Source organism: Methylovulum miyakonense HT12 (assembly GCF_000384075.1).
In the GTDB taxonomy this organism is placed as follows: domain Bacteria; phylum Pseudomonadota; class Gammaproteobacteria; order Methylococcales; family Methylomonadaceae; genus Methylovulum; species Methylovulum miyakonense.
The window spans coordinates 3,893,938-3,909,447 of sequence record NZ_KB913025.1; the positions used below are offsets into that span (position 1 = coordinate 3,893,938).

The following is a 15,510-nucleotide window of genomic DNA, read 5'->3' on the forward strand; positions in this document are numbered from 1 at the left end:
CAACCATACCCTTACAATAACGCTATTTTCCACAAGATGGTCATATCCCAGCCCATCAGGCCAGGATATGACAAACTTATCATCACTTAAAAATCATCCCGCATAGGCACTTGGCCGTTACGGCGATACTTTGCCTTTTGTGGAAATTACGGGAGATGGTTCAGGATAATGATCAAGTGTGACCACATTTTCCCCGAACACTCCAAAACAAATCCGTCAAATGGCTCTTTAGGCCAACGCGGTGCAAACGTCGTATCCGCTTGGACACCATAAGTTTGCTGTTAAATTCGTTGTTGAATTACGCAATATGGCTCAACTCCTGAGTCGTTTTGTCCGGCCAACCATTTCTCCACCCGCCTCTTCATGGCGTATCGAACGCCCGATCTGGAGTGATACCCCGTTGCTGACGAATCAGGAATGCTTTACAGGCATCTGCCAACGGCTTACGTTGCTTAACGTCCCTGCAGCCTTGCGTTTTCAAGCTGTGTTTCTTTCATTAAGGCAAAGGTCAAAATCAGGGCCAAAAACAAGGATGCCCCAATCGTACTGGCATCAAGCCCACCTTTTTCAGTGGTCTTGGTCAGCAAATCCCCAAAGGTTGCACCAAACGGCCTTGTTAACACAAACGCAATCCAAAAAAGCAATATTCCAGAAATGTTGCTGAAATAATGCAGTAACACGGTGACGATGAGCAGCCCTGTTATCAAGGCGGCACTCAACAAAAAACCCATCCCTAGGCTATCGGCCAAAAAATCACCTGCCGCTGTCCCCAAGGTGTTGGCAATTAAAAAGGCGACCCAATAAAAACCCTCGGCTGTTGAGGTCGTGATGTTTTCAACGGAAAGTGACTTTTCCTTGAGATACCAAACCGCCAGCACCACCAGCAACAAACCGATTAGGATGAGGGAGCCGAGCAGATAACCAAGGCCTAAAGTCCGGTCGATATAATCCGAAATGACCGTACCCACAATAGCGCTTGCCGTAAAAGCCAACCAATACACTAAAGGATCGTAGCGTTTTAAAAACAATTTGGCTCTATATGGGTTTCAAGGTCTTTTGATAAAATGGGCAGATGGAAAATTCAATCATAACCATCAAACAATTAGTCAGTGAAGCCCAGTGTTATGCCACCATCCGCCAGTTACGTTGGGCTGATGGTGTCACTTGCCCGCATTGCGACGGCGGCGACACGATCCGGCGCGGCTTCGACAGTCCGCAACGCCTTTGCCAGCGTTACCAATGCAAAGCCTGCGGCAAACGTTTCGACGACTTGACCGAAACCGTGCTGTCAGGGCATCACCAGCCGCTGTCGGCCTGGGTGCTATGCCTGTCTTTCATGGGGCTGAACCTTTCCAACCGGCAGATCGCCCAAGAACTGGATCTGAACAAGGACGACGTGCAGTACATGACGGAACACCTGCGCACGGGCATCACTAAAAAAAACAGCCGGTGACCCTGTCCGGCGTGGTTGAATGTGACGAGGTCTATATCGTGGCGGGCCATAAAGGCCAGCCGGACAAGGTCGCCGAAGCCGGAAGGGAACCACGTTGCCGCCGCCTAAAAGGTGCGCCGGGGCGCGGCACGGCGGCGACGGAAAAGCCGCCCGTCTTCGGCATGATCCAACGAACGGGCGAGGTCGTCATCAGGCTACTCGACAACGTGCGGCAGGCCACCATCAAACCGTTGATCTTACAAACCATTATGCCCGGCACACAAATCTATACCGACGAATACAACATTTATAGCCGCTTGGAGGCGTGGGGCTATCCCCACAAGACCGTCAACCACTCGGCGGGGGAATACGCCCGTGACGAGGACGGCGACGGTTTCTGCGAAGTCCATTCGAACACCCTGGAAGGCTTCTGGTCGCTGCTGCGCTCCTGGCTGCGCCCGCATCGCGGCATTTCACAAGCCAAGTTGCCACTGTACCTGAGCTTTTTTGAGTTTGTCCATAATGTCAGAAAACGCGGGAAAGGCTTGCTGTCTTCGTTACTGGCTGTTTTGGTTAAAAAGACCCCAGAACCCATATAGAGCCAAAGGGTGAAGCCGTGGCGGGTTTGGGCAAAGGTTTCGCCTATTTGCGTAGCCACCGCCACCCCGCCGAAACCTTATTCAACAGCATCCCGCATGAAGCGATATGGACAGCCTTATGCCTAATCCATGCGGAAACAGTATCGCCCTATAATGCCGACTCACTGGTTCAAAAGCTTGGGCTAGAAACGGCTACCGTGCTATATCTGCCCAAAATCAATGAAATAGTTTTGGAAGCGTTGACCACCGCGCTTGCCAATACCTCAACACTGCTTATTTATTCTTGGCAACCGGGTTTGTTACGGCAACATTTTGAGGATGAACGGGTGAGCTTTTTACCGATTCCACAATTTTTAGTAGATCGCTTTGGAAACGGAGGCCAGCGATGAGCAACACTATCCGAATCGGCTATCAGGATGACGCGGTGGCTAACGCGCTGGACATTTTCCGTTATGCCGAAAGCCAATTGCAGCAAGTCAATACAGGCGAAGACCAACGCGCCATTAGTGCCTTTAACGGTTGTGTGTTGTTGGAAGCCCCGACGAGCGCGGGCAAGACTTTTATTGCGGGCAAAATCGCGGAAAGTTTTGCCCGCCCCGATGACCGACATAATGCCAAAATTATTTGGTTCTGGTTCACGCCGTTTGCCAATTTGGTGGAACAGGCCAAGGGCGCATTAAAGCGGGATTTTAACGCGCTGACTATCCGCGATTTAAGTTGTGACCGTAAGACCTATTTTGCCAACAGCGGCGATGTGTTTGTCACCACTTGGGCATCGGTTGCCGCGCGTAATGCCCAATCCCGTAAACTACGGAGCAGCGGCGATTTGTCACTGGCTTTGGATGATTTTATCCCCGAATTGCGCGAGGCGGGTTTTCGGATTGGAGTGGTGGTGGATGAAGCCCATCACAGTTTTACCAAAGCCACGGAAGCGGTGAAATTTTATCGCGACATCATGCGCCCTGACTTTACTTTGCTGATTACCGCCACACCCGATGATGCCGATGTGGAAGCTTTTAAAAAAGCGGCAGGTTTGGCAATTGTGTATAGGATTCAAGTATCGCGGCAACATGCCGTGGACGCGGGCTTGATTAAAGAAACGGTAAAGTCGGTTGCTTATCTGGTGGCGGATGACCAAAAAGAATTGGTAAATCTACAAGCCACCGCACTGGAAGACGGCTGGCGCACTCATCAACTGATAAAGGCGCGGTTGCTTGAGACCAATATTCGGGTAACGCCGTTGATGTTGGTGCAAGTGGGCAATACGGGCAAAGCAGGTGAATCTGCCATTACTGAGGCCAAACAGCATTTGCTGAATTTGGGCGTGGCTGAGGAGGCGATTGCGTGGTACACCGCTGATGAACCGAACGATGATTTGTTGGCAGTAGCGCGGGATGAAACCAAGGAAGTGTTGATTTTTAAGGTTGCCGTGGCCTTAGGTTTTGACGCGCCACGGGCTTTTACCTTGGTATCGTTACGCGGCGCGAAAAGCACCGATTTTGGCATTCAAGTCGTTGGGCGGATTTTACGGGTGCATCACCGTTTACGCGCTATGGCTATCAGTAAAACCGTACCGGATTTGTTACGCTTCGGTTATGTGTTTCTTGCCGATTCGGAAAGCCAAAGCGGTTTGATAAACGCGGGTTCAAAAATCAACGCCATTACGACACAACTGTCTGAAATTACGCCCTATACGATGGTGGTTAAAATTGCAGGTCAAACAGAAGTGCAAGTGTCTACCAACGGACAAGTGTCGTTGTTACCGCAAGGTTTTAAACCACCTGAGTGGCAACCACCCACCACACCAAGCACGACATCTACAAATACGGATGTAGTGAGTTTTCAAGGCACGAATTTTTCACTGTTTACTGACTTTATCGCGCTAACGCCACAAATCAATGAACTGGTATCAACTACGCCTTATCATCGTCCAATAGTGGCTGGAAATAGCCGCTTTGCCTTGCGTGAAGGTGTGCCTAATCGTTTTAAAACGGAACGCTTGCCGATGAGTACCGATAGGTTGGTGGACTGTATCAGTAAGAACATTAAATTCAACGCGCCAGAACTAAGTGCGGGATTGCGGAAAAGCCAGAAAATCACCCGTAAAACTGTCAGCGATATTTTTACTCAACACGAAGAAACCGTTGATAGTGTCCAAGCTCGATTATCAAATGCGGAAATTTATAGACGGGCGCAAAAAGTGTTGGATGATGCCAGTTATATTGACCAACGGGATTTGAATCCCTTATTGCTGGCGCGTTTACAAACCGAATATAACGAGCATTACGGTATGGACTTAAGCGAACAGGACTTGGCCCGCGCCTTAAATTTAATTTTGGCAACTTTTCCTAAATTAGTGCGTGATGCCGCCCGTATTTGCGCCGCTAATTTTAAAGTTATAGATGACGCCAAGGAGTTGCCGCCGTTTCTTGAATTGCCGGAGGGTGTAAGCCGATCAAGGCTGAATGTTTATGGCATCATGCCGCAAGACCTAAACAACACTGAACGCCAATTTGTGCAAATGTTGGATGCGGACACCAGCAACACAGTGCTTTGGTGGCATCGGAACGAATCCAGCAAGCCGTGGGCAGTGGGCATTGTCATGCCGATTGGCGACCGTTATTTTCCTGACTTTATCGTGGGCGTTAAAGACCGTTATCACGGTGACGGTATATTGTTAGTAGAAACAAAAGGCGGGCATATCATCAATTGTGAAAACACCTTGGATAAAATCAGGGCGGAACATAAGCTTTATGGCAAGCCATTGATGCTGTCGCCCCAAGAGGATGGGCGGTTTTGGATGATGCGCTATATCGAATCGACCCAGAAAATCGAGCCAGACCAAGTGTTTCGGGTAGAGAATATAAAGTGGGGATGGGGTGATATTTCACGATAAAGCCCGGTGTTAATGGTTTTTCGTTTTTGACAAAGCAGGGTAGCACCTGCTTTTTTTGTGCCGATTGGCTATAAGTGTTTTTTCTGAAATGCCTATTATCAGCCTATTAATTTTCGATAGGCATAAAAAAGGCCTAGGGTTTTCACCCTAAGCCTTTGTATTCTTTGGAGCTGGAGATGGGACTCGAACCCGCGACCGGCTGATTACAAATCAGCTGCTCTACCAACTGAGCTACACCAGCAAAGAGCGGATATTATACACAATATTTTATGTTTGCCTAGTATTTTTTTAATTTTGGCTTAACATTAGTTAAGATATTGCTAACTGAAACACTGGATCGCCGCATCAACCTAATGTTCAGTTGCGGGCTTTGCTTTGTTGGATACGCCGTAAGGCCGCGACCAGCACATCAATTTCTTCATAGGTGTTGTAAAACGCCAGTGATGGGCGCACCGTGCTTTCCACACCGAAGCGGCGCAGTATTGGCTGGGCGCAGTGGTGGCCTGAGCGCACCGCAATCCCTTCCTTGTTCAGTGCCGCCCCCACTTCTTCGGTGGCGAAACCTTCCAAGACAAAAGACAAGACACTGGCTTTGTCAGGTGCCGTGCCGATAAGGCGCAAACCTGAAACTTCACCTAGGCCTTTAGTGGCGTAAACCAGCAGTTCATGCTCGTAGCGGTTGATGTTTTCAATGCCCAGCTTTTCGACATACGCCAGTGCTGCGCCTAAACCCACCGCATCGGCGATATTACCTGTCCCCGCTTCAAAACGTGCGGGGGCCTGATGGTAACGGGTATGCTCAAAAGTCACATCCTCGATCATATTGCCGCCACCTTGCCAAGGTTGGGTTGAATTAAGCAGTCCGCGCTTACCGTACACAGCCCCTATACCTGTAGGCCCGAAGATTTTGTGCCCGGAGAACACGAACCAATCGCAATCCAAGGCCTGCACATCGACGCGCATATGCGAGACCGATTGCGCCCCGTCAACCAGCACCCGTGCGCCGTGACGATGGGCCATTTCGACCATCTCCCGTGCGGGCGTCACAGTGCCCAATGCATTCGACACTTGCGTGAAAGCCACCAGGCGGGTGCGCGAATTAAGCAGTTTCCCGTACTCTTCCAACAAAACCTGCCCGTTGTCATCGACGGGAGCCACACGCAACCGCGCGCCCGTTTCCGTGCAGAGTTGTTGCCACGGCACGATATTGGCGTGGTGCTCCAGCCATGTGATGACAATTTCATCATCTTTGCCGATGTTCTGGCGGCCCCAAGATTGGGCGATCAGATTGATGGCTTCGGTCGCCCCACGCACAAAAATAATTTCTTCGCTGGCTGAGGCGTGGAGGAAGCGTGCGACGGTATCGCGTGCGCCTTCGTAAGCATCGGTGGCGCGTGCCGCCAGTTCATGCGCGGCGCGGTGGATATTGGAGTTTTCGTGTTGGTAGAAATAAGCCAGCCGGTCAATGACGCACTGCGGTTTTTGCGTGGTCGCGGCATTGTCCAGCCAAATCAGTGGCCGCCCGTTGACGCGCTCTTGCAAAATCGGAAAATCCCGGCGCACGGCATGGACATCGAAACCAGGATGGTTATTGGCAACGGTAGGGCTTTGCAAAGCCTGCGCAAAAACCGAGATTTCATTGAGAAAATAAAATGACGGCGTTGCAGGGCCGTTGACCGGCAAGGTGACGCTGGGCTGCGGGGTTTGCGCCACTAATTGCCGCAAACCAACACCCCCCATAACTAAAGGGTCATCGGGTATGCCGTGGCCCGCTTGGCTAGCCAAATCGGCAAGCCGCGTTGCACACGCCACGGCGCGGGGATGGGCGGCGGCTTGCGCTTCCACTTGCTGATGCGCAAAACCGACAACATCCCCACTATCCGCCCCTGGCAAAGCCGAAAACAATTCATTCGCCATCCGTTCCAATGCTTCCACCGACAATTCAGCTGTAAAAGCCCCCGGACCGTCGTTCAAGATTTTGCCGGAATCACTTGTATTCATGGTATTTGCCCACTTCGACGTTCTCAAGCACGGCAAGTGCATCATCCGTCAATACGGCCAATGTGCAATAAAGCGAAATCAAATACGAGGCGATGGCTTTATGGTTGATGCCCATGAAACGCACGGAAAGCCCCATGCTTTGCTCACCGGTCAGGTTAGGTTGGTATAAACCGACGACACCTTGGCGGCTTTCCCCCGTGCGCAGCAACAGGATATGGGTCTTGCCGTTGACAATTTTAACCTTATCCGACGGGATGAGCGGCACGCCGCGCCAGGTGATGAAAGGCGAACCGAACAAGGTCACGGTTGGTGGCGGCACGCCACGGCGGGTACATTCCCTGCCAAAAGCGGCGATCGCCTGCGGATGCGCCAAGAAGAAGGCGGGCTGCTTCCAGACTTTGGTCAACAATTCGTCCAGATCATCAGGCGTAGGCGCACCCGTGCGCGTTTGCACCTTATTTTCTGCGGCGACGTTATGCAGCAAGCCGTACTCGCTGTTGTTGATCAATTCGCTTTCTTGGCGTTCTTTGATCGTTTCGATGGTCAGGCGGAGTTGCTCTTGGATTTGGTTATGCGGGCTGCTGTACAAATCGGACACGCGGGTGTGGATATCGACGACGCTATTGACCGCACCAAGGCGATACTCACGGCCCCACTCTTCATAATCGACATAGGTTTGCGGCAATACCCGCTCATCAAGGTTCGAACAATCGACCGCGATGCCTTTTTCATTTTTAACTTTGTTGACACGGTAAATGCCCGCCTCAACCGGAACCCACTGGAGCAAATGCACTAACCATCGGGGGGTGATGGTTGACATCATCGGTACGGTTTTGGTGGCGTTCGCCAAGGTGCGGGCGGCGACATCGCTTAACGCGGTATGGGCTTCATGTATATCGGACATGTTTTTTCCTCATTATTGCTTGTTATGTTGCGGATGTGTTGGGTGGCTGGTCTTAAACCGGTGGGATGTCTGCTCCTATTGTTACGTCATGATGGGTTGATGCGGTATTGCCTACCGTCGGTTCATTTTTGGCTTGTGATTGGGTGATGACGCTGCCCGGGGCTACGCTGTGGGTCAACCAGACATTGCCGCCGATGGAAGAGCCTTTGCCTATCGTGATGCGCCCCAAAATAGTGGCTCCGGCATAAATCACGACATCGTCCTCAACGATGGGATGCCGTGCATTGCCTTTGACCAAAGCGCCGTTTTCGTCCTTCGGGAAACGCTTGGCGCCTAAGGTGACGGCCTGGTATAAGCGGACATGCTGGCCGATGACGGCCGTCTCGCCAATCACCACGCCAGTGCCGTGGTCAATGAAAAAGCTGGGGCCTATTGCTGCGCCAGGGTGGATGTCAATGCCTGTCGCGGAATGTGAAATCTCGGCGATCATGCGCGCCACCAACGGCGAACCTAACTGGTATAGGGCATGGGCAATGCGGTGATAAATGATCGCGGTCATGCCGGGATAACAGACCAGGACTTCATCCAGGCCCGTTGCCGCCGGGTCACCCTCATAAGCGGCAAGCAAATCACTATCCAGCAAAACGCGTATAGCAGGCAATTGTGCGGCAAATTCACGGTTGATGGCCGCCGCCTGTTGGCTGCAATCAATATCGAATAGGCCCTGCTGCTCGGATTTGAAACGGCATTCACGCCGTAATTGGTCATACAAAGACCGAAGCGCGGCATCCAGGGTATGTCCGACAAAATAATCGACGCTTTCATCGGAAAGTTCGCCGGGGCCCAAACGGTTTGGAAACAAGGCCGCCGATATGTTTTCCAACACCCCCAACAACGCCTTGCGCGAGGGCATTTTGGGTGGCCGCCCTTCCCTCTGCCGGCTTTCCAAGGCTTTGTTCCGCAACAGGCGGAGTTCCGAGACAATGGTATCTATGTTCCAACCCATACCGGTTTTTGAAATGATGTTCATGTTAAATGCCCCAGGTTCGGACAAAATATCCCGTTATCCGTTAAATAATCAGCACATACGCTGTCTGCCAACCCAAATACCCGGTTTATCCATAATTTTAGGCCAAAAAAAAGCCAATGAACCCCATAAGGCTCATTGGCTTCCGGTTATCCGGTCAGCATTTGCTACTTTTTGTAAAAACCAGGCTTACTTTTGTGTTTATTAGTAAGCCTAAACGTTAGCTATTTTTTGTTGCTATTGATGGCGTATTTGGGGGGGTGAAGCCCGGCAACAGCACGGCGCAAGGATTTGTCAGGCGGGTATTAAACCATTTATGAATGGCTCCAATCAAGGCCGGAATACCCGTTGGACTGCATATTTCAGCCCCAGTAGGCAATGCCTCTACCCTAAGCCTCCCGCAATCCTGCCAAGCCAGGCATACCACGGGTCTTCGCCAGATCGGGGTAGCCCCTTGCCTGAATTCCCCGGTAATTTTCCACAAGCGCCCTTGTATCAACTTGATTTTCCCCATGGATCATTTAGGCGGACTAAGCTCCGTCTTATCCGTAAAGCCGGTGACTTTAAGGTCCTCCAATTTGAATTGGTAGGCCTCCACGGTATTTTGGGTTTCGACTTTGCCTAAACCAGTAAACGGTTCGATTTCCGCCACCTTGTCCCAAAACCCCTTGTCCTGATATTTACCGACCAATGCCCGGTTGGCTTCAAGCAAACCGCTGTTTTTGTCCGTGCATTGTTTGATCCAACGTTCACGCTCGTTGACAGCTGACACCAACAACTGGTTATCGCTCTGGATTTGTTTGGCTTGGGCGACGATTTCTTTGATTTTGCGGTGCAAGTCCTGTTGTTTCTCGCGTTCGCGCTGCAATTGCGCTTCTAACGTACTGTTGGTGTTGCGCAGAGTGTCTTCCTGGGTTTTATGCAGCAGGATTTCACCTTGCAAAGGCCCGATTTGTTTCGCGACAAGCTCAAGCTTTTTCACCTGCTCCAGCAACGCGGTTTTTTCGGTTTCAAGGGCCTGCTTTTCTTCGGTCAATTGCCGGACGACGCCTTGGGCTTTTTTCAAGGCCTGCTGACCGGCCGATTCCGGTTTCGGTGCGGCGACAGTTTCCGAACCCAGCAGGCACAGCACTAGCAAACAGTAAATTTTAGGGATCTGGTTCATGTCGGCCTCCGCTTACAAACGCATGTTCAAATCCATGGTGAGGGTATTGATGTCCAGTGGCGGGCCGTCAATCGCTTCGGTGCTGAACCAACGGAACATCAGCCAGGTGTTCTTCGCCAGACCATAGTTACCGCCTATCATCCAACCTTTGGCGTCAGTTCCGCCCTGATGGAAAATGGTGTCGGTGAACGCATCCAAGACCGCATCGCGCTGGATATAACGGTAGGCGAGGATGGTGCTCCAGTCTTTGAAATATTTGATTTCGGGCTTGCCGACATCCAAGCGGATTTGGAAGGCGTCCGTCCGTTCCTTGTTGTTGCCACCTAAATACCCTGGGAATTCACGCTCGATACGGTTAGCGTCATAACCCAAATTTTTCGCATAATCCAACGACACCAAGGCATGGGTCGGGGCAAAATCGGCAAAATCGTACATGACCGTGGCGTTAAAAATTTTGAAATCGGACGCCAGGCCAAACAAGCAGCCTTGGCCTTGCAAGCTTTGGCTGTCGGTGCAGCGGCTGTTAAAGCCGTCATTGACATTGATGGGCACCATGGTGTTGCCTTTTTCAACAAACTGCGGGGCTGTCCAGTCATAAGTGAAGCTGTCACGGCCATTGGCGCGTGCCCGGAGATTTTGGTAATCGTAATAGGCCGCCGCCACTTTCAACCTGGAATCGTTATGCACCAACCAATCAGCCCCTACTTGGCCGCCAAACAGCCATTTATCAATCGTTGAGAAATTGACTTCTTGGATGGGGAACGCGCCCAAGGTCAGGAATAGCGAATCGGGAGTTTGCGGGCCCATCTGCAAGCCAAAACGTGAGTTCGGTTGGGCGGCGTGATAATTTTTCACCACCGCGTTGCCTTGGTTCATGTGCCAACGGAAAGTTCCGGCAAAACCTTCAAAACTCAAATCAGGGCTGTACAGCATTTCCGTAGACATCCACGGATTGGCAATGCGCCCGCCGTAAAGGCTGAACCAGTCGTTGTTCTTGCTATCCAGGAAATCATATTGGATAAACGCACGGTCAAAAGCGACTTGGTACGTTTGTCCGGTGTTGCCCAACGTCTGGTTGCTGGAAACGGGGCTGAATTCGTTGGTGGTCGTAAACCGTACCCCCGCCTTTAAACCATCGGTAACTTTGGCATCAATCGCAATACGGAAACGTTCGCGAAAGCGTGTACGGTCTTCGGTGGTGTTCAAAAACGCTTCGTTTTTGTTTTGGGCCGCCAAAACACCGCTTTCATGGTTGATATTTAGATAATCCAAATAAGCGTTTTGCGGATTCTCCGAGCCAAAAAAATCATCCTGCGCACGCAAGCGGATGTCGCCGGAAATTTTGATATTGTCCAACCATTCCGGCAAGGCGGCGGGCACGCCCCATTTTTCCTTTTTGGCATCGGCCTTGACTTCCGTCACCACTTTGCCCGTCAAACCCGCGATGACTTCTTGGCGGATTTCTTCTTTCACAAATTCAGGCACGTAGGCAAAACGGATGCTCTTGGGCTCTTTAGGTTTTGCCGTGTCCTGCCCATCAGTCGCCTTGCTTTCGGCATTTTCCGCCGCCAATTGCTGTTTGGCCTCGACTGCCGCTTTGGCTTTGGCGGCTTTCATCAGGGTCTCGGCTTTTTGTTTATCCAAAAGGCCTTGTTGCACGAACACGTCAATCAGATTGGCGGTGGTGTTTTTAAGGTCGAGCAGTTCCTCCCGCTCCTTGGCAATGTCTTGCCTGAGCTTGAGCAGTTCGGCTTTCTCGTCCGCCATGATCGGCGTCACCAACGAGCTAGCCAATAAGGCCGCTAAGGTTTTTTTGGTCATCATGTTTTCTCTTAATTCAAAATCTGAGTTTTTCTTGTTTTGATACATCTTGTAGGATGGGCTGAGGTACGAAGCCCATCATATTCGTGGTTTGATGGGCTTCCCTTCGTTCAACCCATCCTACATCCTTGAGGTCACCCGTACTTTCAACGGCTGCGGCATATTCTCCGGCGGCGCTTTCGGAAGGCTAAAACGCAAGCCCGGCAAGGCCGCACGGATGGCCTGGTCGACTTCCGGTTTGCCGCTGGAATTGGCCAATTCAGCGCGGTCGACGCTACCGTCAGCATTGACCCACACTTGCAATTGCACACTGTAAGATGCCTTCCGCGCGGGGCTGTCCGCCAACACCCGCTGCAATTCTTCTTCCAGGCCACGTTTGACTTGGCCGCCGTACCAAAGGATTGCGCTGCCACCCGTACCGCCCAACAAGCCGCGTCCGCCTTTCTTGCCGACCAAACCAAAACCATCTGAACCGGCACCGCCTTCGGCATCCACGCCCAATTCCTCGCCCGCAGGTTCCGGGGCTTCTTCCGGCGCGGGTTCCGGTTCTTTCTCAGGTTCCGGCTCCGGCATTTTTTCCGGCTCAGGTTCGGGTTCCGGCGGTTTCACTTCAGGCGGCGGCGGGGGTGGCGGAGGCGGTTGGATCATCGTGATCTGCTGCATCTGCTTTTTCGGCTGCGCGGGCTTGGGGAACAGGCCTTGCAGAAAATACACCGCCACCGCAATGGCCAAAGCCAAGATAATGCCGATGATCAATGGCAGATTACGTAACCAGCGTTGATGTTTGGGTAATGTTGTCATCCGTTACGTCCTAAGATTTGTCCACGAAAAACACGAATACCCTCTGGGGCACAAGAGACACGAAAAAAATCAAAAGAATTTTGGTCGTGGTTGAATGAAAACTGGCCTGAAAATTTTAGATATGTGGGCAACGCTGTCCTGCCCACCGTTATCCATAGCAAAGGCGGGCAAACGATAAAGCGGTTTGCCCGCCCTACGAAGAAACCACAGTGCAACACTACCGAAACCTTTTTAAGGCTTTTTCGTGTTTTTCGTGGACAACCTTTTTGTTCCATAACCATTTGCTTCATCACCGCCTACTTCACCAGTTTCTGCGTCACCAAACCGAGCTGGCTGATTTCCAAACGCGTGACAATATCCAGCACTTCAATGACTTTCTCGTACTGTACGGCGGCGTCGGCTTTCACGACCACCGGCAAATCCGGCGTGGCGGCTTTGTACTGGCCCAGGCGCGTTTCCAAGTCCGCCAGCGAAATCGGGTAAGTGTCCAGATACACCGTGCCGTCTTTGGTGATGGAAATCGCCTTGGTCTTGGGTTTGGACAAGGACGGCGTGCTGCTGGCTTTGGGCAAGTTGACAGTGATGCCCTGCACGGTCGCCGTGGTCATGATGATGAAAATCAGCAACAACACATAGGCCACGTCGAGCATCGGCGTGATGTTGATGTCGTCGTAAACCTTGCCTTCTTCGTTCGCTTTCATGATGCTTGCTTCAGTTGTTTGGTGGCAATGCGTCCGAGGACGAAAGCCGGAACGGGTTTGTTACCTGTTCCGTAAGGTTTCGTGTATCTGTAGGTGTTTTGAAACGTTACGGACGGGGTAGCAAACCCCGTCCAGCGGCTGCCGCTATTTTTTTCGTGCCTCTTGTGCCCCAGAGGGTATTCGTGTTTTTCGTGGACAAGAGATAACATCAATACGGCGTTGCTAGTCATGACACTTGCCCCAATTGTTTCGCGGCGATACGTTCGGCGATCAGGTTGATGAATTCTTCGGTGAACATCACATTCAAGCCGTTATCGCTGCGTTGCCGGTCAGCCACACGCTTGGACACCATCGCCAAAAATTCATCGGTGAACACGTGCATGTCGGCGGTGAGGTCCTTAATTTGCGTGAGCAGATAGTTGTAGGCAAACAAGGCCGGGATCGCCACCGCCAAACCCGCGACCGTCGCCAGCAACGCACCGGAAATGCCCGGGGCGATGGAGTTGATGTTGACATCGCCCGTCGCGGCAATCACGGCGAAAGTGATCATGACCCCCAACACCGTACCCAACAGCCCCAAGAACGGGCCGCCGGAAATGGCGATGGTCAATAACACCATATTTTTGTTGAGCTTTTGGGTTTCGCGCACGACCGCCGCATCCAGGCGGGTACGGACTAAGTTCAGGCCTTCGGCGGTCAGCACCGAACTATCCGTGAAATTAATTTTCAGCTCATGCACACCCGCATGGTAGATGTGGTAAATCGGCGAGCCTTGGAAATGGTCGTGTTTGCCGATCAGCGATGACAGGAACTCCGAATCACTGATTTCCTCGTCTTCTTCGTCTTCGTCCCTGTCCAAATCGCCCAAATGTTCGGCATCGACGTTGCGGTATTGTTTGAGGAAGGCGGCGTTGTCTTTAGTGGCCCGTTTCAAGGCCACCGTTTTGCCGATAATGACCAAGGCGCTGATGACCAGCATCACGCCGCATAAGGCGATGACCACCCAACCATCGACGGTCAAGCTTTGCAGGATGATGACGAAATAATTCGGGCCTTCGGCGGCGCCGCCGGATTCGTCCTGGTCAAAGTTGACGGTGGTGAAATCAGGGCTTTGGCTGCGGAATTGGAATTTCAGCCAGTCGCCACTCCGCGCTTGTTTGGCGACTTGCACTTCATCCAGCAGGCCGACGAGGCCTTCGCCGACCAGCAGCGACGGGGTCATGGCCAACAAATTGATCGGGGTGTTGCCGACCGCTAGTCCGTTGAGGTACAGCGTGAGTTTATCTTTTTGTGCCGTGACGGCGATATGCTGCCATTGCCCCAGCGTGACGGGCGCGGCGGCGGTTTTCACTTCGCCTTGGGCATTGCGGTAGACAGCGGTCAAGGCCGTGCCCTGCAAGGTCACCGCCAGTTTGTTGTCGCCGTCTATCGCCTGCACCAGCACGGCATTCTGGTCTTGGCCAATTTTCGCCCAGGTACTGAATGTCCAACCGCTGTCCGGCGTAATCGCCAATGGCGGTGCGGCATCGACGCTAATGCCACCCTGCCCGTCAAATTTTGCCGCCGCGCCTATCCAACCCGCCGGATCAGCCGTGACTTTTGACGCGGAAGCGTTCAGCGCATACGCCGTGGCGTCGTGAGGCAGGGTTTCGCCTTCGCTGAAATGGTAGACCAAGGCTTGGTTGACGTCATAAATGCCTTGGGGATCGGAGGCATCAGCGACGTTGGCGTTGCCGTAATACATCATGAACGAATCGGTGCTGGCCCCGCCGCGCACGGTCGGCAACTTCACCCAAACCAAACCCAATTCGGCCAGCGGGTCGATTTTTTCGACAGCGTGCTTGAGCGCGGTTTTGTCATCCAACATAAAGCGCAAGTCCTTGCCATGTTCGGCGAGTTCGGCGAAATAGCCGAAGTTGCCGGTATGCAAGCGCAACAGCACCGGCACATCGCTGAGGGTCTCCTGGATGTCCGCGCCCGTTGTGGCGGCATCCACCGTCAAAGGCTTGCGTGATGTCCAGTCGTTGTTCCACCAAGCCGAAGCGGCGGTGGGGATCATCAGCAATAGCAACACCGCTAGTGTGATGGGGTTTTGAATAAGGCTTTTCATAGTTTAGATTTCGTTGGTATTAAAAATTCGGATGCCAGGCAAGCTTTTTCGTC

General features: G+C 52.2%; 13 protein-coding genes and 1 tRNA gene. 4 read left to right on the forward strand and 10 right to left on the reverse strand.

Annotated features, from left to right (window positions below):
* Positions 1 to 452: 452 nt before the first annotated feature.
* On the reverse strand, positions 453 to 1,028 hold the full coding sequence (locus METMI_RS24645) for a COG4705 family protein (protein WP_019867924.1): 576 nt from the start codon (positions 1,026 to 1,028) through the stop codon (positions 453 to 455).
* 44 nt (positions 1,029 to 1,072) lie between these two features.
* Between METMI_RS24645 and METMI_RS0119185 the strand changes: the two genes are divergently transcribed.
* From METMI_RS0119185 to METMI_RS0119200, 4 genes are read left to right on the forward strand one after another with little or no spacing between them, the layout of a single operon-like run.
* Positions 1,073 to 1,453 (forward strand): transposase, encoded by a 381-nt coding sequence (locus METMI_RS0119185; RefSeq protein ID WP_019867925.1) that lies wholly within the window; start codon positions 1,073 to 1,075, stop codon positions 1,451 to 1,453.
* Positions 1,450 to 2,031, forward strand: a complete 582-nt coding sequence (locus METMI_RS0119190) for an IS1595 family transposase (protein ID WP_019867926.1) — start codon at positions 1,450 to 1,452, stop codon at positions 2,029 to 2,031. The genes METMI_RS0119185 and METMI_RS0119190 overlap by 4 nt, the downstream gene beginning before the upstream one ends.
* A gap of 17 nt (positions 2,032 to 2,048) precedes the next feature.
* Positions 2,049 to 2,420: a hypothetical protein gene (locus METMI_RS0119195; RefSeq protein ID WP_019867927.1), complete on the forward strand. Its 372-nt coding sequence runs from the start codon at positions 2,049 to 2,051 to the stop codon at positions 2,418 to 2,420.
* Positions 2,417 to 4,927 (forward strand): DEAD/DEAH box helicase, encoded by a 2,511-nt coding sequence (locus tag METMI_RS0119200; protein ID WP_019867928.1) that lies wholly within the window; start codon positions 2,417 to 2,419, stop codon positions 4,925 to 4,927. The genes METMI_RS0119195 and METMI_RS0119200 overlap by 4 nt, the downstream gene beginning before the upstream one ends.
* A 165-nt stretch (positions 4,928 to 5,092) precedes the next feature.
* Here the strand turns inward: METMI_RS0119200 and METMI_RS0119205 are convergent.
* The 9 genes from METMI_RS0119205 to METMI_RS0119260 all read right to left on the reverse strand — a co-directional run bounded on the left by METMI_RS0119205 (position 5,093) and on the right by METMI_RS0119260 (position 15,457).
* A tRNA-Thr gene (locus tag METMI_RS0119205) sits at positions 5,093 to 5,168 on the reverse strand.
* 116 nt (positions 5,169 to 5,284) lie between these two features.
* Positions 5,285 to 6,928, reverse strand: coding sequence for a family 2A encapsulin nanocompartment cargo protein cysteine desulfurase (locus METMI_RS0119210; RefSeq protein WP_019867929.1), 1,644 nt, complete (start codon positions 6,926 to 6,928; stop codon positions 5,285 to 5,287).
* Positions 6,915 to 7,832 (reverse strand): family 2A encapsulin nanocompartment shell protein, encoded by a 918-nt coding sequence (locus METMI_RS0119215; protein WP_019867930.1) that lies wholly within the window; start codon positions 7,830 to 7,832, stop codon positions 6,915 to 6,917. Before METMI_RS0119215 ends, METMI_RS0119210 begins: the two co-directional genes overlap by 14 nt.
* 52 nt (positions 7,833 to 7,884) lie before the next feature.
* Positions 7,885 to 8,862 (reverse strand): serine O-acetyltransferase EpsC, encoded by a 978-nt coding sequence (gene epsC / locus METMI_RS0119220; protein ID WP_019867931.1) that lies wholly within the window; start codon positions 8,860 to 8,862, stop codon positions 7,885 to 7,887.
* 514 nt (positions 8,863 to 9,376) lie between these two features.
* Positions 9,377 to 10,024, reverse strand: coding sequence for a coiled-coil domain-containing protein (locus tag METMI_RS0119235; protein ID WP_019867934.1), 648 nt, complete (start codon positions 10,022 to 10,024; stop codon positions 9,377 to 9,379).
* 12 nt (positions 10,025 to 10,036) lie between these two features.
* The gene (locus tag METMI_RS0119240; protein WP_029151815.1) at positions 10,037 to 11,848 is read right to left on the reverse strand and encodes a putative porin; all 1,812 of its coding nucleotides are present in this window, start codon (positions 11,846 to 11,848) and stop codon (positions 10,037 to 10,039) included.
* 117 nt (positions 11,849 to 11,965) lie between these two features.
* On the reverse strand, positions 11,966 to 12,646 hold the full coding sequence (locus METMI_RS0119245; protein ID WP_019867936.1) for an energy transducer TonB family protein: 681 nt from the start codon (positions 12,644 to 12,646) through the stop codon (positions 11,966 to 11,968).
* Between the two features lie 296 nt (positions 12,647 to 12,942).
* The gene (locus METMI_RS0119250) at positions 12,943 to 13,347 is read right to left on the reverse strand and encodes an ExbD/TolR family protein (protein ID WP_019867937.1); all 405 of its coding nucleotides are present in this window, start codon (positions 13,345 to 13,347) and stop codon (positions 12,943 to 12,945) included.
* A gap of 226 nt (positions 13,348 to 13,573) precedes the next feature.
* Complete coding sequence (locus METMI_RS0119260) at positions 13,574 to 15,457, reverse strand: DUF2341 domain-containing protein (RefSeq protein WP_019867939.1); 1,884 nt, start codon at positions 15,455 to 15,457, stop codon at positions 13,574 to 13,576.
* Positions 15,458 to 15,510 lie beyond the last annotated feature (53 nt).